Origin of the sequence: Acinetobacter rudis (assembly GCF_031157835.1) — a bacterium.
Taxonomy (GTDB): Bacteria; Pseudomonadota; Gammaproteobacteria; order Pseudomonadales; family Moraxellaceae; genus Acinetobacter; species Acinetobacter rudis_A.
This window is the reverse complement of the sequence record NZ_JAVIDR010000007.1, coordinates 70,713-92,241: the sequence shown is the minus strand read 5'-3', so window position 1 is coordinate 92,241 and position 21,529 is coordinate 70,713. Positions and strand designations below refer to the sequence as shown.

Sequence of the window (21,529 nt, the reverse complement as noted above, 5' to 3'; positions counted from 1 at the left end):
GTTGTGCTCCTAGTCGATGACATGTCCAGTCGTAAAGTAGCGGGCTAAAGCTGCTGTTGAGATAAAGCCTAGCATTGCAACTAACAAAGCACCTTCAAATAATGAAGTGGTACTCCAGAAAATTCCCAAAATAATAATCAAACAAGTCGCATTTAAAAACAAAGTATCCAAAGCAAGTAGTCGGTCTACAATCGAGGGTCCCATAATCATGCGAATCAGACATAAAAACATAGAAATGGTGACTGCAAGCGTACACAGTCCTAAGACATAAGGTAGAATAATCATGCATTATCTCCTTGTTTTACATTGAATATTTCAATGAGTGGCGCTTCGTAGCGAGTTTTAATATCTATGATATCTGCTTCGGTATCATCACAGCTTAGCGCATGCACTAAGATGTCACCACGTTCTTGATCAATACCTGCTGTGACCGTGCCAGGTGTGGTTGTAATGATCATTGCCAATAAAGTATTAACATAATCATCATCTGTATCGAGTGGAACGCGATACCATTTGGGATGTAGTTGATCAATAGGTCCCAATACTTGTTTAGCAACACGAAGGTTTGAAAGAATGATGTCTTTTAGTACCACGAGAAAGAGTGCAGCAGCTTTTGCCCATTGAATTTCGGGTGTGTGAATAATAAAGGGTTGTACTAATTTGGGGATAATTAATCCTAAAATTACTGCAACGACAATATCAAATGGGTCTAAGCTGTGATTAAGCATTAACCAGCTGACTGTCACCAAGGTGCTCACAAAAGGATATGGCAAAAGGCGGTTAAATAAATTTTGCATCATAACTTAGGGCTCCACTGCATTGAGCTGAGCTTGATCAGGCGTATTTGCCTGCTGATTCTGTTGTTCAGCTTGTTGTTTCTTATACGGTGATATATGTGGACCTTGCCAAGTATCTTCACTGACTAAGTCTGGAATCAACTGTGCATAAGGGTCTGCTTGCTCACCATTATATTTTGTTTCTGGAACATAGTTAGGATCAAAAGGCTGAACAGAAATAACTTCGCCTTGCTGATCCTGTTTTAGGATTGTATCAATGTACTGTTGAGAGTTTTTCAACTGTATAGCTGTTTGTTCAACATAATTGAAGATTGGTGCAGCGCAGACCACATAGATAACTAAAGCAGAGAGTAAAAGATAAATGGCCTTATCATTACGTGGGGGGGCATGTTCTGGCAGTTTTTGGTATGCAGCATATGCTTTTTCTTGAGGATCATCCTCAGGAGCACTGGCTTGCCAAAACAGCACAAAGCCTGCGCGTGTAAAAGCAAGGATACTGATTAAACTCACCAAAAGAACAATCGCAATCACCCAAGCCTGTGCGTGGAATTGAGCTGTAGCACCTAAGATGAGTACTTTGCCCCAGAAACCGCTAAAAGGGGGAAGGCCTGCCATCATTAATGCAATGGCAAAGAAACAGAGTGAGACCACATGTGCTTGCTTCATTTTAGGGGCAACATAAAGATGATCAGTATGTTCGCCTCTTTGTGAAGTGATCCAACCACAAAGCAGATAAAAAGCAGCTGCGATGAGTGTACTATGCACCAGATAGTACAGGGCGGCTGCCCATGCCGCAGTGTTCATCATCGACAATGCAATTAAAATTGTTCCGACTGAAGATAACACCATAAAGCCGACAAAACGGCGTAAACGTGCGGCAACAAGAGCCCCTAATGCACCATAGAGTGAGGTAAGCAGCGCAATAGGTAATAACCATGTACTGAAAATATTTTGGCTCAGTTCATCTTGGAAAACTGTTCCATTGACACGTAAAATTGCATAAATCCCAACTTTGGTCATGATGGTAAATAATGCTGCAACAGGTGTACTGGCCACGGCATAGGTCTTAGGTAACCAAAATCCTAAAGGTAACATCGCGGCTTTTATGCCAAAGACAACAAAGAGTAATAAGCTGCCTGCAGTTGCAAGACGATGCTGCTCAATTGGAAGTGTTGGCATAATACGTGCGACATCTGCCATATTTAGGCTACCGACACTGCCATAAATGATGCCTAATCCAATAAGAAATAAAGCAGATGCGAGTAAATTGATACTGACGTAGTGAATGCCTAATTGGAAACGTGGTTTGCCTTGCGCATGAATCAACAACACATAAGATGCCATTAATAAAATTTCAAAGAAGACAAAGAGGTTAAATAAGTCACCTGTGAGAAATGCGCCACTTAGGCCCATTAATAGAAAGTGAGACATGGCATGGAAGAAACGGCCACGTGCATCCCATCCCTTACTTGCAAACCACAATACAGGTGCAGCAAGCGTATAGGTGAGCAGCAGCATCATGGCAGAAAGGCGGTCAAGAACCAGTACAATACCAAATGGGGCTGACCACTCACTCAATTGATAAACTGTAATTTGTCCAGTGTTGGCAAGGAGTAGATAATTGATTGCAGTCGCTAGACCCAAGCCAACAGAGAGTAAACTTAACCCGCGACGCCAAGGTTGACGCCAATCATGTGTTAATGCCCCAGCACCAGGGTTGCCAAGTAATACCAATATAAAAGCAGTGAAGGCTGGGATTAAAATGGCAAATATAGGTGCATGACTATACCAAAATTCGAAAAAACCCATCATTGATCCACATCCTCATTGCTGTTGTCTTGAGTCTGAAGTTCTTTACCATCTACATGGTCTGAACCTGTTTCGAAGCGACTACGCAATGCAAGTTGCACAATAAAAGCGGTCGTAGCAAAGCCAATAACAATTGCAGTTAATACTAAGGCTTGAGGTAGAGGGTCTGTCACTGTATCTGATTTAATGAGTAGGGCAGGCGCATTGATTTGGATACGCCCAGTCATAAATAAAAATAAATTGACAGCATAACCAATGACAGCAAGGCCAAGCACAACAGGGAAAGTACGTGCACGTAAAATCAGATAAACACCAGTGGCAACGAGTAATCCAATTGCTGATGCCATTAAAAATTCTAAGCTCATTGAATTACTCCTTTGGTAATGGACCAGACATGGTGGAGTGTCGTGAGTCACCAAGTACTGAAATTAACAACATACTTGCACCAACAACAGTGAAATAGACACCAAGGTCGAACGCTGCAGCTGAAGCTAAATGCATGGTACTAAACAAAGGTGGATCAACATAAATGTGGGCGCTGGTCAGGAATGGACGTCCCCAGAACCACGCGGCTACACCAGTACCACCTGCGATTAAGAGTCCTGTACCTATCCAAGATTCATAGAGACGGCCAGAGTTTGCTCTGAGCAATTGCTCAGCGCGATCTTGTCCGAGTGCGATATATTGAACAATGAGTGCCATTGCAGTGATGAGACCTGCAATAAAACCACCACCAGGTGCGTTATGCCCACGAAGGAAAATGTAAAGACTGACAACCAGTGCTAAAGGTAAGATCCATGCTGCCGTCATACGGAACATTAATGGTGATGGATTAAAACGATGCGTTAGACCTGGTGTAATCGCAGTACCATGAGCACGCATACCATCCATCATACACATCGCACCAATTGCAGCGATCCCCAGTACGGTAATTTCCCCAAAGGTATCAAAGCCACGAAAATCAACTAAGATGACGTTAACGATGTTACTGCCACCACCGAGTGGTAAGGATTGCTGAATGAAGAACCATGAAATTGAATCGTGATCACGTGTAAGTAACATCCAAGTGATCCAACCAATACCAAGCCCTGCAAGTATAGCAATGATTGCATCACTCCAACGGCGTGTACGCTGTGACTCATAAGGGGTAAGCTGTGGTAGTAGCGATAAACTCATCAGGAGTAATACCGTTGTTACAACGTCAACACTAATTTGTGTAAGTGCTAAGTCTGGTGCTGACATGGTCAAGAAAGCCATAGTTACAACCAACCCAATCGCACCACTAATAAGTACCGCTTTAATGCGTTCATGATGAAACCAAAGTAACATCCAACAAGCAGAGAAAAGCAATAACCACAACACGATGGCAATCCACGTTGCTTGGGTTAATTCACGACCACCAGCACTAATGCCTTGATTAAATAGAGGTGCAGCAACAATGGCGACACTGAATATAATGATCCAGAAGAAGTAATTCTGTAATGAACCCGACTCGGTAAATTTTTTTAATTTAAGCGCCAAGTTGGACAGTTGTCGTAAAAGTGATTCAAATATTAATTTACCTTGTAATGGCCCAAGTGCGGGGTCAAGGTCGATTCGACGAATACGTCCCCCTCGTGCCAAAGCAAAGTAAAATAGCACTCCGCCAACTAAAGCGATCAAACTCATAAGCAGTGGCAAATTAAAGCCATGCCAAATAGCCAAATGTACACCAGTAAAATCAGCGCGTTGAGTGCTTGCTAAAGTTACTGCATTGACTATAGGTTCAACCAATAGTGCAGGGAAAATACCAACTAAAATACATAAGCTTGCTAAGAGTAAAGCAGGTGCACGCATACCAAAGGCAGGCTCATGAGCAGCCTTATTCGGTACGTTTTTACCAATCTCGCCATCAAAAAATACGCCATGTACAAGTCGAGTCGAATAGGCGACTGCAAATAAGCCTGCAAAAGTTGCAACCACAGCAGCCAAAACCATAACAGGGCCTGAAAGACTCGATAAGAGTTCAGTAAAGAACATTTCTTTAGAGATAAAGCCATTGGTTAGAGGAACACCAGCCATACTTGCAGCAGTGATCATGGTCAATGTGCCAGTAAATGGGAGCAGCTGCCAAATTCCACTGAGCTTTCTGAGATCACGGGTTTGTGTCTCATGATCAATAATGCCAGCGATCATAAATAAGGCCGCTTTAAAGGTCGCATGATTGATAATATGGAAAATTGCTGCTGCAACTGCCAAAGGTGAACCAATGCCTAAGAGGCAAACAATTAAGCCTAAATGACTGATTGTTGAATATGCCAAAAGTCCCTTAAGATCTTCTTTGAAAATTGCAAAGAATGCAGCCATGCAAAGGGTAAACAGACCAATACTGGTGACAATGTTGTGATAGAGCGCTGCACCTGCAAAGATTGGCAATAAGCGCGCCAATAAAAAGATCCCTGCTTTTACCATTGTGGCGGAATGCAGATACGCAGATACAGGTGTAGGTGCAGCCATGGCATTAGGTAACCAAAAGTGAAATGGAAATTGCGCACTTTTGGTAAATGCACCCAATAAAACCAACAATAATATTGGTGTAAATAAAGGGTCTTGTTGAATTTGAGGAGCTAAAGCTAAAATTTGATCAATTTGATAGGTGCCAGTAATTTGGCCCAGCAAGACAAAGGCCCCCAGCATTGCAAGTCCACCCATGCCTGTAATGGTCAGTGCCATTCTTGAGCCTTGTTGAGCAGCCTCGTAATTACTCCAATAGCCAACCAATAAGAAGGAGGAAATACTGGTGAGTTCCCAAAATACCAATAATATAATTAAGTTATTCGACAAAGAGATGCCGAGCATGGCAGCCATAAACAGCATCAATAGCAGATATAGCTTACTCAGTGAGTTTTTCGGGCTCAGGTAATAGTAGGCATAAATATAAATTAAAGTACCAATACCTGTGATTAATAAAGAAAATACTAAGCCTAAGGCATCAAGCCTGAAACTAAGGTCAATACCAACTTGACTGAACCAGGGCCAGCTTTGAACTAAGCTATTGCCTTGAAAAACTGATTTCGCTTGGCTAAGTAATAATAAAAACGAACTGAGACTTACGCCAACTGCCGCTATAGCCATTACCCCACGTGAAGCGTTCTTCAGCCACGAAACTAAGGTTGTACCGAGTATAAGCGGTAACAAAATAATAATGGGTAGCACACTCGTATCCAATGTCGTGTATAGGTCGAAACCTAGAATGAATGTTAATTTTCGGTAATTAAAGGAGCTCAATGAGAGGTCCAAGTGTTTACTGTCGAAAGTGTTTAATTTTCTACAGTAAAAGAACAAGTTGTGTTGCGCGACTTGTAAAAAAACAAAAAAACAAATTCACCCTGTTGAGAGTGAACTAAGTAACTAAATCTTATTACAGGGGAAAAACAACATCAAATGTTTTTGCGCACAGTTTTAAATTATATGCCGATAATGTGGAGCATCTAGCTAAACAACGCAGATTTGTACAAAACACCAACTAATAAGTGCTTATTTCTGTAGAACAATCATCATCGGCTTGTAATAAGCGTTGTAGTTCAGCTTGTTGTTGATGGTTTAGTTTTTGAATTTGGTCGAAAATTTCTTGTGCTTTGGATAATTCATCTTGATTGTTTAATTGTTCAACTTCTACAGACGAGAGCTCTTCTTGAATGATTTGATCATAATAATGTTGATGTTCTTGCCAAATTTTCTGGCGTGGAATTTCACTAATTCCATTTTTATTCAGATTAAAGTATTGAAAATATGCAGAGTTTTCAAGTATAGCCTGATGTTGTGCGCTGACGATAATTTGCAGTTGAGGGAAGGTTGTATGTAAGCGATCAAGTATAATACTGCAAAACTCAGGGTCCAACTCTGCATCAATTTGATCAATAATCAAAATCCCTTCACCTTCTTGACAGGGGGTGATGCTCATTGGATTAAGTAAACAAAGACGTCGAACAACATCACCAATTAATGCAATCCAAATTTTTAAACTGCTAGAAAGCTGTAGATAGTTCAGCGTTTGTTGTTGATAACAGACGACTAATTGAAGTTTAGGATAATACTCAAGATAAATATCGGTCAGTTCTGGAAAAATTTGATTGAGTGCATTTTTTAAAATAAAGAGACTTGAACTATGCTGCTGTGATCGAAGTTGCATAATTTTTTGTTCAAGTTGATTTTCTGTCTGACCTTCAATTTGCGGTATATTCAGTAGTTGTTGTAATAGATAAGTGCTTTGGGCATTTTCGATGTCGGAGCTTTCACGTAACCACTCAAAAAAACGAGAAAATGTGGTAACGGTAAGGGCGGTGAGTTCATAGCCAGAATGTGTTTGCCAAATATTGGGAGTATTCTTACTCATCAAACTAATTTCATTAACAAAACGTGCACTTGGGTAATAAGCAATTAAGGGCATGCCTTGTAATGGATCTTGTTTAAGTGCGTGGTGATAGAGCGTTATACATTGTTCGAGTTGGGTACACTCAACTTTGCTTACACCTAAGCCATCTTGACGTAAGACTTTAAAAAGTTGCCATTGGCACTGATTAAGGCTATTACTTTTTGCATTGCTTGACTCTGGAAGTTGACCAATTTCATTTGGAATTTCTATGCAAATATCAATTTTAGAGTAAGTAGCATCATGTCGAATGTCTTGATCTGGCATCACAATGCCTGAAGTGCGTAAATCTTTAAAACGGGCAGGGAACCAACTGAGCGCATGATAAATGTTTTTAAGAATGGCCGTTTTTCCACTCGCTTGTGTACCGATGAATGCGGTAATAGGGTACTGATTGTGTTGGAAATCAATTTTGATATGTTGAAAGCAATAAGTTTGTTTTAACTGTATGCTGTTTAGCTTCATAAATTCACCTTATGAGAGCCACAGCTAATTTATTATATTTAGACTGTGACTTTATTCTTGGAACGATCGGATGTCGTTTTGATTTTAAGTTGTTGTACTAAATCATAAATATGGTGAATATTTAAGCTAACTTTAGCTCGAGTACACGCCACATATAATAATCTCAGCTCTTCATCACTAATTTTATGTTCTAAGCCATTAATTTTAAATTGATAGTCATCTTCTAGATGCACACGGTTCCATTCTAGGCCTTTGGCTTTATGTGCAGTTGAAATCACGTAATCTGCTTCTGTGATCGGTGTGATCTTTGCAAGTGCCTTTTTCAATGGGTCTGTACCATGTTCATCAACTAACTTTACCAAAGGTTTGATATCACTACCATCATTTGTTTCGCAATATTCATGAACATCATGCCATGAGTTAAACCAAGCTAATTCTGGAACATCAACGACCCTTTTGCCCTGTTTTAACAAACTTGCTGCATCAACAAAGCGATTGAGTTTGACATGATCGGCTTGCAAACTGACTTTATCTCCTTGAACTAAGCCAGAGAGTAACAGCTCCATTGCACGGGCATTGGTACGGCATAAAATTGCATCACGCATTTTCGTATGAGGCTTATTGACAACACGTGATTTAAGCTCAGGATTTCCCAGCAAAGGAACTTTCTCATCAAGTGCCCCTAAAAGAGCATTGGCAACATGAGCAATATCTTCACCAAAACGAAATGAGGTTGTTAAACGAGACTCAGGTAAGGGAAGTTGTTGCATGGCATTGACTGCACCTCTCCATGCATAAATTTGCTGATGTGCATCACCAACATAGATAACCTGTGTATTACGCTGACGTAACAAGATACCTAACATGAGTGGATCTGCATCTTGAGCTTCATCAAACAAAACATAATCGGCTGGAATATTAGGGTCAGAAAGTGCCCAAAGTTTTAAGTACACATCATGCCCAATACCTGCTTGATGCTGTGAGTCAGTAGATTCTAACCAGCGTCTTTCTACAGCTGGGTAAAGATACTGTTGCAGTGTTTCAATATCATCGGCATGTAACCAAGATGGAGCCTGAATATGTCGTGGTGCGGGATATTGTGAACTGGTTGAACAAAAATAACTGACAGCATTAGCAACGAGACTTGCTAAACGACTCGGCATCAAAACAAATTTTTCATAGCGCCCCCCCATTAACCGACGTAAGGTTATTGGTTCTAAACGATACGCTTTGGCCATAAAACTTGGGCTTAAACGAGGTAAACGCAGTTTATCGGTAATGCCACGGGCTACACTTCGATATGCCAAGGAGTGAAAAGTACGACAGTCCACATTACGATGAAACTTTTGTTGGGCTTCACTAGCAATTGCCTTGTTAAAAGCCAAATACATTCCACGGCGCTGAGGCATAGCAGCACTGATCATTTGTAAGGTTGTGGTTTTACCTGTACCAGCATAAGCAATCACTTTGAAGGATTGACCTTGTTGTGCTTGATTAATCGCAAGTACTTGTTCGGCTGTAGGATGAAGCAGTTCAGAAGCAGTCATGATTTATGGGTCGTTATGGGCATACCGAGTATAGCAAAGAATAACTAAAGAAGCAGAAGCACAAAGAGGTGTTTATCTGCTATGCGTATCTCAGGCTATCAGTGGTGAGTTGTATAAAAATAAGCGTCTTTTTTATATCGATATTTTTGTTCGAATGATAATTGTCTTGAAATTGAAGGATTGCTGCAATTGAAATGTCACCTAAATTTCTTAGATTGCTTTGTATCTTTAGGAAATTCTTATGATTAGGCCACATTATGACTCAACCAGCCAGCCAACATACACGTCGTGAAGTGATTAAATGGTTAGCCAGTATTCCTTTCTTACCACTTGGGGTAATGGCAACTTCAGCAGCTTTAACCGGTTGTGGTGATGACAAAGATACAGCAACCGTAGTACCCCCGATTAAGCCTGCGAAATTAAAATCAGCAACATTTACACCTATGGATGCGCCGTCATTAAAAAATCCGGCAGCAATGGCAATGACAGCCGTTGCTTCAGGACTTTCATTGACTTGGGATGACAACAGCAAAACAGACTTTAAGTTGGCACATAAAACCTTCTTTAAAACTGGTGAATTGGTTGTTGACCATGCTGGTAATAAAGTGATTGCTGGTGGTTATGTTGATATTAATCAACAGCCAATTATGGATAAAACAGGAACACCACGACAGTTCTTCTCAGATTGTCCAGATGGTAGCTCAATGTTGACTGTTAACGATGCAAAAGTTGCTGGTGTTAAAGGTAATCCAGTATTTGCTGTTGTACAGTTTGAATATACAACACGTGACCAAGGTGGCAATGATATGTATGGTAAGTTGCCATCACCTATTGCGATTTTGAGCTTAGACCAAGATCCTAAAACGGGTCATTTAGAACTAGTGAAATATCACAATGTAAATACTTCTGCTGTAAATGGTTTGTGGATTACATGTGGTGCGAGTCTATCGCCATGGGGTACGCATTTATCAAGTGAAGAATATGAACCTGATGCTTTTGACCAAGACATTGGTACTGGACTGAAAGTACTAAAAGCTTTTAGTAAAAACCTCTATGGTGATGAGAATAAAGCAAATCCTTATAACTATGGTCATATGCCTGAAGTAATCGTAAATAAAGATGGTACAGGTAGCATTAAAAAACACTATTGTATGGGCCGTATTTCACATGAATTAATTCATGTAATGCCAGACCAACGTACGGCTTTGATGGGTGATGACTATACCAACGGTGGCTTATTCTTATTTATTGCAGATAAAGAAAAAGATTTGTCAGCTGGTAATTTATATGTCGCTAAATACACATCACAGCTTACAGAAACTTCAACTGCACAAATGAAATGGATTCATTTAGGCCATGCAACAAGTAAAGAAATTGAAGATCTTGTTAAAAAAGGCATTAAACCTGAAGACATCATGGAAAGTGTTGTAGTTAATCCAAATGATGCGAGCTTCACGGAAATTGTTCTAAATAAAGTTAAGCTCTGGGTTAAAGTTAAACCGGGTATGGAAAAAGCAGCTGCTTTCCTAGAAACACATCGTTATGCGGCACTTAAAGGTGCAAGTATGGCCTTCACTAAGATGGAAGGTACAACGATTAATATTAAAGATAAAGTTGCTTATTCTGCACTTGCAAATATCCAAGACTCAATGATTAAAGACGGTAAAGGATGGGTTGCAGCGCATAATGTGGCGTTTGCCAGTACGCTTAAAGCGGGTGGTGTTTTGGCACATGATATGAAAGGTAATATGTTTGATGACAAAAATGCTGCTATGAAAAGCGACTGGGTGCCTTACCAATCTAAAATGCTGTTGATGGGACAAGATATTGCTGCCAATACTGATCCTTTAAAAATTGGTAACACTGCACATCCTGATAAAATTGCAAGTCCAGATAACTTGAAGTTCTCTGAAACATTACGCACCCTATTTATTGGTGAAGATAGTGGTAACCACGTAAATAACTATTTATGGGCGTATAACGTGGAAAGTGGACAACTTGACCGTTTGTTATCTTGTCCTGCTGGTGCAGAATCTACAGGTTTACATGCCGTAGATTCAATCAATGGTTGGACTTATATTATGAGTAATTTCCAACATGCAGGGGATTGGACTAGCCTTCATAATGAAGTAAAAGACCAATTAGATCCATTGATTCGTGCAAGCTTTAATGATCGTTTTGCAGCTGAAGTGGGGTATTTGACCGCAGACCCAGTTGCACCATCACTTGAGAACAAAGTCAGCAAATAATAACTGATTGAATGACAATGATCCTCCTGATCACGCAGTGGTCAGGAGGATTTTTCTATGTCGTAAAGGTGCACAAATGCTTGCAGCAGCTTAGATGGGTGAGCGTTATGCCATAACATATAAATGTTTTGACTTAGGTCGGGAATAGCAAAGCAATATAGTTGATGCTTTGTTGCTTCTGTGATCATAGTAGATGGAATGATGCCAAACCCTAAGCCTTGTTGTACTGCATCTATAACATGGCTGTCACTGTCGAGTTGACAATGGCGTTGGTACTGTAGTTGCTGTTCTAACCAAGCATGTAGATGAGTGGGGTGTTGGTTGGTCGATTGACTTGTGAATAAGGTATATGCAGTTGAGTGATGCTGTAGTTCAACTAAACTGGCTGCTTGACTGAGTAAGTAATAAGGTTCAGTGGCAATACATAGCGATTGAATATGATCTCGATAGATTGGATGGTCGATAAAAATGATATCCAGTTCAGCTTGAATGAGTTTATCTATCAAGTCCTTGCTTGTGCCAGTATGTAGGTTGAGTTGAACCTGATGTTGCTGTTGTAAAAATATCATGCTTTGTGGCTGAATATAGCAATGGAATAAGGAATTTAATCCACCAATGTGAAGGGTGCCAATTGCATGTGGTGAGCGAAATAAATTTTGACACTGTTGTGTTTGTTCTAAAATTGCTTTGGCTTTGAAATAAAAGATTCGCCCTTCTGGCGTAATATTTAATTTTCGATGTTCACGATAAAATAAAGCAACATTTAGACTTTGTTCTAAGTCTTTAATGCGTGAGGTAATATTGGAAGGGACACAATATACTTTTTCTGCAGCAGCGTAGATACTTCCTTCTTCAACAAGGGCACAAAATATTGCAAGTTGAGATAACTTTAAAGCCATAATCTTGTGATCAATACTCAAAAACAAGTTTTCAATCTAATGGTTGTGCTAGGGGGAAACTGTTTGTTTTTTAGGTAGCTCAGCATGAGTTCTGCAATACTTGTAGCATCATGTTGATAAATTTTAGATTTGATCTGACAGCAAGAAAAATAATTTAAGTAAGCAGGTTATACCAATATTTGAGAAGTGAGATTTTGACTGGCTTAATGAGTGTGTAACTTGTGATAGGGGGCAGATTTATTCAAGATGATGTTGAATCGAATTGATATAAATGATTGAACTTATATTACAGTCGTTAAACTAAATGTGTGTATAAGATCATTTGAAATAAAACAAACAAAGTATTATGACTTTTCCCCCCACATACAGAAGAATCATGTCTGTGGGGAGAATTATGGTTAGTGTGTACGGTTGGCTTTTTCAGTGAGACCAGATAATCCTTGGCGACGTGCAAGCTCATCTAATATTGTATGAGGTTCTAGATCAAAATAACCCATCATTACAATACAGTGGAACCAAAGGTCAGCGATTTCATAGATGAGGTCATTTTTGTTGTCAGCACTTTTCTCTTGTTGATATTCTTTTGCTGCCAAAATGAGCTCTACACTTTCTTCACCCACTTTTTCTAAAATTTTGTTTAAACCCTTATGATAGAGCTTTGCTATATATGATGAATCTGGATTCGCTTGTTTACGCTCAGCCATCATCTTGCCTAGGTAGTCGAGTACCTCTACAGCCTCAGCTTTTGCTGTTGAATTTTGCATTGCGAGAGTATGAGGATTAGTCGATTTCTCAGCATAGATTTGCTCTGGGTCCTTGATTTGAGCATCTACAATTTCCCAGCCTTGAGGGGTAAGCTTGCGATAGAAACAAGAATGACGACCTGTATGACATGCAATACCACCATGCTGTTCCACTTGAAGGATAATCACATCTGCATCACAGTCTAAACGGATTTCATGTACGGTTTGAAAGTGGCCAGATTCCTCACCTTTATGCCATAACTTAGAACGGGAGCGTGAAAAATAAACGGCTTGATTTTTTTCAGCTGTCAGTTGTAACGCTTCACGGTTCATCCATGCAACCATCAAAACTCGCCCAGTGTGATGCTCTTGAGCAATTGCAGGAATTAAACCTTGTGAGTTAAATTTTACTTCATCAAGCCATTGCAGATTGTTCATAGAAATATCACCAAAATAATTGATCAAAAGCGGTATCTGATTGCACCAGTGTACTAGTGTAAGGTAAAGAAAGTGTTTACCCAATCAATTTTGCGTACAAGTTAAAGGACTTGCAAGCGTTCAGCAAATTTTTGTTGCTGTTGTAACTCTAAAAACTCATCGCCCATACGCTGACTTTCAGCAATACATTGTTGCCAAAGTTGAATGCGTTTCTGACGTGTCATTCCTTTTAAAGTGAAGTCTTTACGATCGGGTAGACGTCCTAAAGGTAAGCGTTTGAGGTATTCTGCAGAGGGTGAAATTAAGAGTGTGCGTGCTTGATTGTTCGGGTTGGATTGTCTTGATTTCCACATTTTGTCGAACCACCCTGGCACAATTTGGTTCACAAAATGTGGATAGAGCACAATCCCTTTACTGTGAAAGTCAAGATCTAAATGATAGTCAATTAAACCACCATCACGGTAACTTCCAGTTGGTGCGTGGGGAATATGGCGTACAGCATTCATTACACCTGGAATAGATGCAGAAGCCATTAACCATGCTTGTAAGTTCTCATGATTGAGCGTTTGATAGTGGGTTTCAAAATCATCAGGTGTGACCCTAAACTGCTGTTCATGGAGCGGTTGACTAATAACACGTTGCATAAAATATTGGCAGTGTTTACGTGCTATAGCATTACTGCCTACGATTCCTGCAATTGAGGTAAGTAGAGCTAGATTATGATCACTTTGAAACAAATGCCGTGCTTTTGCCGAAATGATCGTTAGATGATAATCAGGGTTGGTTAAAAGTTTGTCTGCACGATCAGCAAGGAGATTTTGCAGCATTTCTGCGCAAATTTGACTAATTTCATTGCGTTTGGCTTTTTGGGGAAAGTCTAGGTGAGTATAAAGTTCTGCTAGACGTTCAGTCCCTTTTTCTGCACCCCAAGCGAGAATGCTTGCAAAACGCCAACTACCAATGGAAGAACCAATTAAAGTTCGGCGTTTAGGACTCTGTGGTAAAAAATTTGCAAAAATTGCTCGGTCCAAACCTTGTAAACCTAAACCTTTAGGACCACCTGCAGCGCCAGGAATAACATCAATCTGTTCTGCATATAATCCATTTTGCTGAATGAGACGTGTTGCGGTAGAGCCTGCACGAATATCCAAAGCAGCGGGTTGTTTTTGCAAAATTTGGAACATAATACATCACTTAAAAAGAAACCAATGGCATATTAACAAAGCCATTTATAGTCACAATGGCGAAAAATAACGCATGGTGACTATGCAGTCAAATCTATATAAATGAATAGCTTAAATCCATTTTTTCCATCTGAAATAAATAATAGGGCCAACAAAGAACATAATTAAGATCGTGATGACTACCATAAAACTTGTTGCGCCGTGAGCAAAAGGCAAGATCTCTGTATTCATACCATAAATACTAGCAACCAGCATTGGAGGGGCTAACATGCTTGGTAAAATGGAGAAGCGACGAATCGTGTCATTTTGCTCTGTATTAATGAATCCAGAGGTTGTATCAAGTAAAAAACGTACTTTTTGGAATAAGAATGCATCGTGTTCAACCAGTGAGCGGACATCTTCACTGAGCTCTCGAATATCTGCGTCATAAATATGACTACCAAGCGCACGTGGTCGAGATAAAAAGGTGAGTACTCGGCGTAAATCAATCAAACAGAGTTGAGCTTTACCAAGTATGTCTTCTTTCTGAGCGAGTCGAGTAATCATATCGTCCAAATCTAAAATTTGTTCACGATGACGGTTATTAAGTACTTCCGTGGAGTAAATTTCTAAGTCTTTATGAATGTCTTCAAGAATATCTGACAATTCATCCAATTTTGCTTCTAATAAACCTAATAGTAACCAAACAGGATCTTTATAGTCCATGTCATAGTCATTACGTCGAGTACGTGCGCGAAAGGCACGAAACGCAACGAGTTTTTCACCACGAAGCGTAAATAAACGATCCTTATGCAAAATGAATGCAACAGTTTGCACTGTAGCTAACATATTGTTATGGTCTTCACTGTCAGTATCAACTTGATAGTTTTTATTCTTCGTTAGAAAATACGTGCTGATATGTAAGATGCCATCATCATCGCGATAAAAACGCGCAGATGATGAGATGTCTTCAAGAGATTTAAGCGTAGGTAAATTTTGTTGGTATGCATCTAATACCCATTGTTGTTCTTCTTGTGTAGGCGCGATTAGGTCTACCCACACCAATTCTGGGTGTAAGTCAAAGCCGCCATTAATGGTGGCATCTACCAAGCTACCGCGTTCAGTGGCATAAAAGGCTTCGAGCATATTGACTTCTCTCCCCAGTGCAGTATTGATTCTTAATGGGACGAGTGTATTTTAGACAAGGAATTGCCTAAAAGCACAATTTGTATCGTTAAATGATTAAAAAACTTGCATGCTCGATAATTTTTCAATTTAACATCTCGAAAAGGTGATGATTTATGAAGTCTATTGCAGTTTACTGCGGCTCTTCTTTTGGTTCAGTTTCAGAGTTTACAGTACAAGCAAGACAAACTGGTGAAATGATCGCAAAGCAAGGTAAAACCTTGGTCTATGGTGGTGGTCGTTCTGGTTTAATGGGTGTTGTTGCCGATAGTGCAATTGCTGCTGGTGGTAAAGTGATTGGGGTTATTCCCAAGCATTTGGTAGATGCAGAACTGGCTCATCCTAGTTTGGCAGAACTTTATGTTGTGGATGATATGCATCAGCGTAAAACAAAGATGTCAGAGCTTGCAGATGGCTTTATTGCGATGCCTGGTGGTTCTGGAACTTTAGAAGAAATTTTTGAGCAATGGACTTGGGGTCAATTGGGAATACATTTAAAACCATGTGCATTTTTAAATGTTGATGGCTTCTACGATGATTTAATCCGTTTTATTCAGTTAACTGCTGAAAAAGAATTTACTAAACAACGTTTTGTTGATGGCTTAATTTATTCAGATCGTGTTGAAGATATTTTATCTGCTTTTGAAGATTATGTTGCACCAGAACCTAAATGGGGGCAGCAAGAGCGTCCTCAATATACATCGAGCAATGAATGAATACGATTACTGTTGCAGCTGCCATTATTAGTAATGCGGAAGGACAATTACTCTTGGTACGCAAGCATAAAACGCAATACTTCATGCAAGTCGGTGGTAAATTAGAAATTAATGAAACTGCAGAGCAGAGCATGTTGCGTGAAATTGCTGAAGAAGTTGGGGTGGAAGCTGAGATCGTACAATTTGTAGGTCGTTTTGAAACCGCGGCAGCGAATGAAGCCAACCATCTTTTGGTGAGTTATCTTTATCAGGTGCATTTAAAGGGAGAGCCTAAAATTGCAGCTGAAATTGCAGAAATGCAGTGGATTGATCCTGATAACAGTACACTTCCCTTGGCACCTTTAACGAAAGAGATTGTTATTCCGTGGTATCAAGAACATGTAAAGTGAACACTGAGCATGTGGTTTTATGTAGGACGTATTTTAGAGTTTGCTACCGCAATGCAGGCAAATTCAACTTGTGTGCAGCCTAATTGTTGTAGTGCATCACGCATAGCAACAAATGAGCTGCCTGTTGTCACGACATCATCTATAACCAATACCCGTTGATAGCGTTTGTATTCTTCGGCCTTAATTTTAAATTGTTGATGAATTGCTTGTAGACGTTCTAATCGAGACAGTCCTTTTTGTGAATGCTGAGCAGTGCGAATGATTGGTTGCCATAGGGCGATTTTTTGTTGTGTGGCAATATTTTTGGCAATAATTTGCATTTGGTTGTAGCCGCGTTGTATCAAGCGTTGCTTGGAAATCGGCATGGCTACAATCGCATCTACTTTGGGTAAGCTAAGTTGAAGTAAACAGTGGCTTAACACAGTCTGGTAATGTAACTGTTGTTGATATTTATAATGATGAATTAGACGGTCGATTGGAAATTGATAATGACAGGCCGCTAAAATTTGACAATGTTGACGCTGAACATGTTGTTTCAACCAAGGTAAATCATTCCAACAATCATGACAGAGTGTATGTGCTTGTTGATGATCCAAACCACATAATTGACAGGGCATGAAGTATTTCAGCTTACAGAGTTGATGTAATGGTTGCCATAGACTCATTTTGTTGTATTCAGTTCATTTTAGGTTTAAGACCAGCTGTTGACTTTATATCCTTTGTTTTATGCTTAAAACTAGCCCAATTGTGTGTTAATCGACAAAAGTAATATCGGGGGGGTAATCATTGAGGAAAATATAGAATTATCTATTTATTACTTTACATCATTCACTTAAGCCTATGTAATATTTCCATTTAGAGAAACTACAATGCAGCGTTTTTTATTACTGAGCCTACTCACAGCATTAACCTCAACACTTACCCATGCAGATGATCAAAGTTCAATACAAATAAATTTTATGAAAACAACATATACCCACTTATTGAATAATCAATTGTCGGGTATAGATGTGCTCAAAAAGTTTAGTACTACTGATCTCAATCAGTGGATTAAGAAAACTGATGCAATTGCAGATGCTCATTTGGGTGAGATGTGTGATTGGGTCTATGATCCGATGCTGCCAGGACAAGACCATGACATTCGTTTAAATCAATTAAAATATACTATTTTGCATAATGGTCGTGTTCGTGTACAAGGAACAAACTTTGGTGAAAAGTTTCAAATTGATTATGAATTAAAGTGTGATCACCAACGCTGTAAAATTAATGATCTTTATGATCCCCAAAGCTACAAACAGAAATTGAAGCATATAGCAAAACAAGGTGCATGTTAAAATTGGTCAGTTTAGATATGAAAAAAATGCGAAAACAACTGCTCATTATTTTTGGATTATCTATATGGATGCAGTTTGCTTGGGCTGTGACGCCGCAATGGGACTTTGTTGAATTACAACACAAGGCACGTAAAGGCGATCAGCAGGCACAGTTCAATTTAGCAGGACGTTATTATACTGGTGATGGTGTACAGCAAAACTATGCTCAGGCTTTAAAGTGGTTTGAAAAAGCTGCGGCAAAGGGTAATGCAACAGCTTTACTGAATGTAGGCCTTATGTATCAGCAAGGGCAAGGGACAAGTATTAATGCATTAAAAGCCCGTCAATATATTCAAAAGGCAGCGGATCAAGGGGATCGTGAAGCAATACGAGGCTTGGCCTATTTGTATGAACAAGGGATGGGTGGTGAACAAGATATGGCTAAAGCAATTTCTTTGTTGGAACAGGCTGCGGCATTAGGCTCTAATGAATCGCGTTTGAAACTCGGTTTTTTGTATGATCAGGGGCAGCTTGTCAAACAAGATTATCAAAAGGCATTTTATTGGTATAGCCAAGCTGCTGAAGATGGGTTTGCTGTTGCTCAGTTTAACCTTGCTGTAATGTACCAAGAGGGAATGGGGTTGGATAAAAATCCTAAATTGTCGAATCAATGGTATTTGGCAGCAGCTCAACAGGGAAATAAAGACGCACAACTTAATTTGGGATTAAACAACTGTTATGGCAAAAATGGATTAAGTACCAATCGTGCTCAAGCAGAACAGTGGTTCCAAAAGGCAGCTCAGCAAGGCGATGCCAATGCTGAAAAGTTATTAAGAATTTTACAAAATAATGTGAAAATGTGTACTACATTATCTTAGTTGATCAGGATAACAGAGCACCATGCAATATAATAAATTGGTTCCAGAACTCATCGTGAGTAATCTTGCTGCCAGTAAAGTCTTTTGGATAGATTACCTTGGTTTTGAGCTGAGCTATGAACGCGTTGAAGAAGATTTCATCTATCTCGATCTTCATGGTGTGCAATTTATGCTTGAACAAGTTCAGGAAGGTCAATGGATTACAGCAGCATTAGAAGCACCTTTAGGACGTGGTATTAACTTTCAAATTGAAGTATTGGCCTTAGCACCTATTTTGAATCGATTATCTGCTGCTCATTGGCCACTTTTTGCTGAGCCAGAAGAACGTTGGTATCGTGCAGATCAAATAGAGCATGGTCAACGGCAGTTTCTTGTGCAAGATCCTGATGGTTATTTACTACGTTTAGTTGAAGTATTAGGTGAAAGACCTGTTGTAGAGGCTTAAACAGGTCAGCTTTTATGAGTTAAACATAGGCATAGCGAGGTGCTTGTGGCAACCAGCGTTTAAGCAGTGCTTCGACTTGATTTGGATGTTCAGCCAAAATTTTTCCTGCGACCTGATGCGCCTGATCAAGCAAGTGTTGGTCACGTTCAAGTTTAGCAACTCTAAAACCTAAATCACCTGTTTGTTTCGTACCTAGAAGCTCGCCTGGACCTCGAATCTCAAGATCTTTTTCTGCAATAACAAAACCATCATTACTTTCACGTAAAATTCTGAGACGTTCCTGACCATTTTGCGATAGTGGATACTTATAAAGCAGAGCACAGAAGCTGGCTTGAGCGCCTCGTCCAACACGACCACGTAATTGATGTAATTGAGAGAGTCCTAAACGTTCAGCATTTTCAATCACCATAATTGAAGCATTGGGTACATCAACCCCAACTTCAATTACAGTGGTTGCAATTAATAATTGTAGTTCATTATTCTTAAACTGCTGCATGACACTTTGCTTATCATCCGCTTTCATTTTGCCATGGACTAAACCAATCTTTAGATCAGGATAACGAGTTTGAATATCTGTAAATGTTGCTTCTGCTGCTTGTGCATCTAAAGTTTCAGACTGTTCCACGAGAGTACACACCCAGTAGGCTTGTTTCCCTTCACCACAGTTTGTTGCAATACGTGCTAATACTTGTTCACGACGATCTAAAGGAATAGTGACCGTTTGAATGGGTGTTCGTCCGGGAGGTAACTCATCAATTACCGACGTGTCTAAATCGCCATAGGCAGACATTGCAAGTGTTCGTGGTATTGGGGTTGCTGTCATGACAAGTTGATGAGGTGTTGTATTGTTTTGTCCTTTATTACGTAATGCTAAACGTTGATCAACACCAAAACGATGTTGCTCATCAATAATGACTAAGCCTAATTTATGAAATTCCACATGTTCTTGAAATAGGGCATGAGTACCTACAATAAGTTGAGCATCACCAGTTTTGATTTGTGTTTCTGCTTCTGCACGTTGTTTGGCTTTTTGCTTACCTGCTAACCACACCACCTTGATTCCTAAAGGCTCAAACCATTTTTTAAAATTTAAATAATGCTGTTCCGCTAAAATCTCAGTAGGGGCCATCAGCGCCACTTGCCAGTGTTCCTCCAGGGCATGACAGGCAGCAATGCCAGCAACTAAGGTTTTACCTGCACCAACATCTCCCTGAACTAAGCGAAGCATCGGTTTATTTTGTGCAAGATCGTTGGCAATTTCCTGACTCACACGCTTTTGAGCTTGAGTCATTTCAAAAGGTAGACTTTGTAATAACTGTGCTGCAAATTTTTGACTTGATGCAAAAGCAGGTGCTTGAATATGCTGAATATAAGCTCGGCGAGTGAGTAAGCTCAGTTGATGTGCAACGAGCTCCTCAAAAATTAGGCGCTGTTGTGCAGGATGCACAGCCTGTGTCAGCTGTAGCATATTGGCATCGACAGGAGGGTGGTGAATATAATGTAAGGCTTGTTTAAGTTCGTAACCATTACAATAACGCTTTGGCAGTAGCTCTTCTAGCTCATGACTATATTGCTCAAGTGCTTGATGAATATAATGACGTAATTTGGGTTGAGTTAAGCCTTCTGTACTTGGGTAAATTGCTGTGAGCTGAGTATCTGGTAGTGGTGTATATGCTGTAATAACTTGCATTTCTGGATGATACATTTCTAAGCCACGAGCACCAACTCGGACTTCACCAAATACACGAAGACGATTACCCACTTTAGCACGTTCAGTGAGTGCTTGATAAACATGATAAAAACGTAAAGTAATGCTGCCGAATTCATCTTGTAATGCAACAGCCATAGATTTGCGTTTTCCAGGTGGAAAATCAGTAGATTTAACAATTCCTTCTAGTAGATAACTACGACCAACTTGTAACTGGTTCATCGCAATAATCGTGCTACGATCCTCATAGTCACGAGGAAGATGAAACAGTAGATCATCTGTGTTAAATATATGTAGCTTTTCAAGTAAAGCTGTAGAGGCTGAACCAACCCCTTTTAATTGATGGACTGCTGCCATGTCCTCTCATCTTCGTA

The 21,529-nt window shown here is 39.8% G+C and carries 19 protein-coding genes; 6 read left to right on the top strand and 13 right to left on the bottom strand.

The genetic code is table 11. The features are described 5' to 3' along the window. Window positions 1-9: 9 nt before the first annotated feature. The 7 genes from RFH42_RS08730 to RFH42_RS08700 all read right to left on the bottom strand — a co-directional run bounded on the left by RFH42_RS08730 (window position 10) and on the right by RFH42_RS08700 (window position 9,029). The gene (locus tag RFH42_RS08730; protein WP_308975202.1) at window positions 10-285 is read right to left on the bottom strand and encodes a monovalent cation/H+ antiporter subunit F; all 276 of its coding nucleotides are present in this window, start codon (window positions 283-285) and stop codon (window positions 10-12) included. After that, window positions 282-797 carry a Na+/H+ antiporter subunit E gene (locus RFH42_RS08725; RefSeq protein WP_308975246.1) on the bottom strand — a complete coding sequence of 172 codons (516 nt, stop codon included), beginning with the start codon at window positions 795-797 and terminating at the stop codon, window positions 282-284. Before RFH42_RS08725 ends, RFH42_RS08730 begins: the two co-directional genes overlap by 4 nt. A gap of 6 nt (window positions 798-803) precedes the next feature. After that, entirely contained in the window at window positions 804-2,609 is a 1,806-nt protein-coding gene (locus RFH42_RS08720; protein ID WP_308975201.1) for a monovalent cation/H+ antiporter subunit D, read from the bottom strand. Beyond that, window positions 2,606-2,971, bottom strand: a complete 366-nt coding sequence (locus RFH42_RS08715) for a Na+/H+ antiporter subunit C (RefSeq protein WP_308975200.1) — start codon at window positions 2,969-2,971, stop codon at window positions 2,606-2,608. The genes RFH42_RS08720 and RFH42_RS08715 overlap by 4 nt, the downstream gene beginning before the upstream one ends. Before the next feature lie 4 nt (window positions 2,972-2,975). Then, complete coding sequence (locus tag RFH42_RS08710) at window positions 2,976-5,813, bottom strand: monovalent cation/H+ antiporter subunit A (RefSeq protein ID WP_308975245.1); 2,838 nt, start codon at window positions 5,811-5,813, stop codon at window positions 2,976-2,978. Between the two features lie 298 nt (window positions 5,814-6,111). Further along, a complete protein-coding gene (locus tag RFH42_RS08705; RefSeq protein WP_308975199.1) occupies window positions 6,112-7,482 on the bottom strand; it encodes an AAA family ATPase in 1,371 nt (456 codons plus the stop codon). A gap of 38 nt (window positions 7,483-7,520) precedes the next feature. Continuing rightward, entirely contained in the window at window positions 7,521-9,029 is a 1,509-nt protein-coding gene (locus tag RFH42_RS08700; RefSeq protein ID WP_308975198.1) for a UvrD-helicase domain-containing protein, read from the bottom strand. A 257-nt stretch (window positions 9,030-9,286) separates the two neighbouring features. Between RFH42_RS08700 and RFH42_RS08695 the strand changes: the two genes are divergently transcribed. Further along, the gene (locus RFH42_RS08695) at window positions 9,287-11,278 is read left to right on the top strand and encodes a PhoX family protein (RefSeq protein ID WP_308975197.1); all 1,992 of its coding nucleotides are present in this window, start codon (window positions 9,287-9,289) and stop codon (window positions 11,276-11,278) included. A 41-nt stretch (window positions 11,279-11,319) separates the two neighbouring features. Here the strand turns inward: RFH42_RS08695 and RFH42_RS08690 are convergent, their stop codons facing one another. The 4 genes from RFH42_RS08690 to RFH42_RS08675 form a co-directional block, all read right to left on the bottom strand. Further along, window positions 11,320-12,177, bottom strand: coding sequence for a LysR family transcriptional regulator (locus tag RFH42_RS08690; RefSeq protein WP_308975196.1), 858 nt, complete (start codon window positions 12,175-12,177; stop codon window positions 11,320-11,322). Between the two features lie 398 nt (window positions 12,178-12,575). After that, window positions 12,576-13,358 carry a bifunctional phosphoribosyl-AMP cyclohydrolase/phosphoribosyl-ATP diphosphatase HisIE gene (gene hisIE, locus RFH42_RS08685; RefSeq protein ID WP_308975195.1) on the bottom strand — a complete coding sequence of 261 codons (783 nt, stop codon included), beginning with the start codon at window positions 13,356-13,358 and terminating at the stop codon, window positions 12,576-12,578. Between the two features lie 101 nt (window positions 13,359-13,459). Then, window positions 13,460-14,542 carry a patatin-like phospholipase family protein gene (locus RFH42_RS08680; RefSeq protein ID WP_308975194.1) on the bottom strand — a complete coding sequence of 361 codons (1,083 nt, stop codon included), beginning with the start codon at window positions 14,540-14,542 and terminating at the stop codon, window positions 13,460-13,462. 111 nt (window positions 14,543-14,653) lie between these two features. Then, a complete protein-coding gene (locus RFH42_RS08675) occupies window positions 14,654-15,667 on the bottom strand; it encodes a CorA family divalent cation transporter (RefSeq protein WP_308975193.1) in 1,014 nt (337 codons plus the stop codon). 155 nt (window positions 15,668-15,822) lie between these two features. Here RFH42_RS08675 and RFH42_RS08670 point away from each other — a divergent pair, with 155 nt between their 5' ends. Then, window positions 15,823-16,422, top strand: coding sequence for an LOG family protein (locus tag RFH42_RS08670; RefSeq protein WP_308975192.1), 600 nt, complete (start codon window positions 15,823-15,825; stop codon window positions 16,420-16,422). Further along, window positions 16,419-16,811 (top strand): NUDIX hydrolase, encoded by a 393-nt coding sequence (locus RFH42_RS08665; RefSeq protein WP_308975191.1) that lies wholly within the window; start codon window positions 16,419-16,421, stop codon window positions 16,809-16,811. The genes RFH42_RS08670 and RFH42_RS08665 overlap by 4 nt, the downstream gene beginning before the upstream one ends. Before the next feature lie 17 nt (window positions 16,812-16,828). On the opposite strand, the gene RFH42_RS08660 is transcribed toward RFH42_RS08665, so the two are convergent. Beyond that, window positions 16,829-17,428 (bottom strand): ComF family protein, encoded by a 600-nt coding sequence (locus RFH42_RS08660; RefSeq protein WP_308975190.1) that lies wholly within the window; start codon window positions 17,426-17,428, stop codon window positions 16,829-16,831. A gap of 252 nt (window positions 17,429-17,680) precedes the next feature. Here RFH42_RS08660 and RFH42_RS08655 point away from each other — a divergent pair, with 252 nt between their 5' ends. From RFH42_RS08655 to RFH42_RS08645, 3 genes are read left to right on the top strand one after another with little or no spacing between them, the layout of a single operon-like run. Then, the gene (locus tag RFH42_RS08655; RefSeq protein WP_308975189.1) at window positions 17,681-18,145 is read left to right on the top strand and encodes a hypothetical protein; all 465 of its coding nucleotides are present in this window, start codon (window positions 17,681-17,683) and stop codon (window positions 18,143-18,145) included. 17 nt (window positions 18,146-18,162) lie between these two features. Next, entirely contained in the window at window positions 18,163-19,002 is an 840-nt protein-coding gene (locus RFH42_RS08650; RefSeq protein ID WP_308975188.1) for a tetratricopeptide repeat protein, read from the top strand. 22 nt (window positions 19,003-19,024) lie between these two features. Continuing rightward, on the top strand, window positions 19,025-19,447 hold the full coding sequence (locus RFH42_RS08645) for a bleomycin resistance protein (protein WP_308975187.1): 423 nt from the start codon (window positions 19,025-19,027) through the stop codon (window positions 19,445-19,447). A 19-nt stretch (window positions 19,448-19,466) separates the two neighbouring features. Here RFH42_RS08645 and recG read toward each other — a convergent pair whose 3' ends face one another. After that, window positions 19,467-21,512, bottom strand: coding sequence for an ATP-dependent DNA helicase RecG (recG, locus tag RFH42_RS08640; RefSeq protein ID WP_308975186.1), 2,046 nt, complete (start codon window positions 21,510-21,512; stop codon window positions 19,467-19,469). Between the last annotated feature and the right edge of the window lie 17 nt (window positions 21,513-21,529).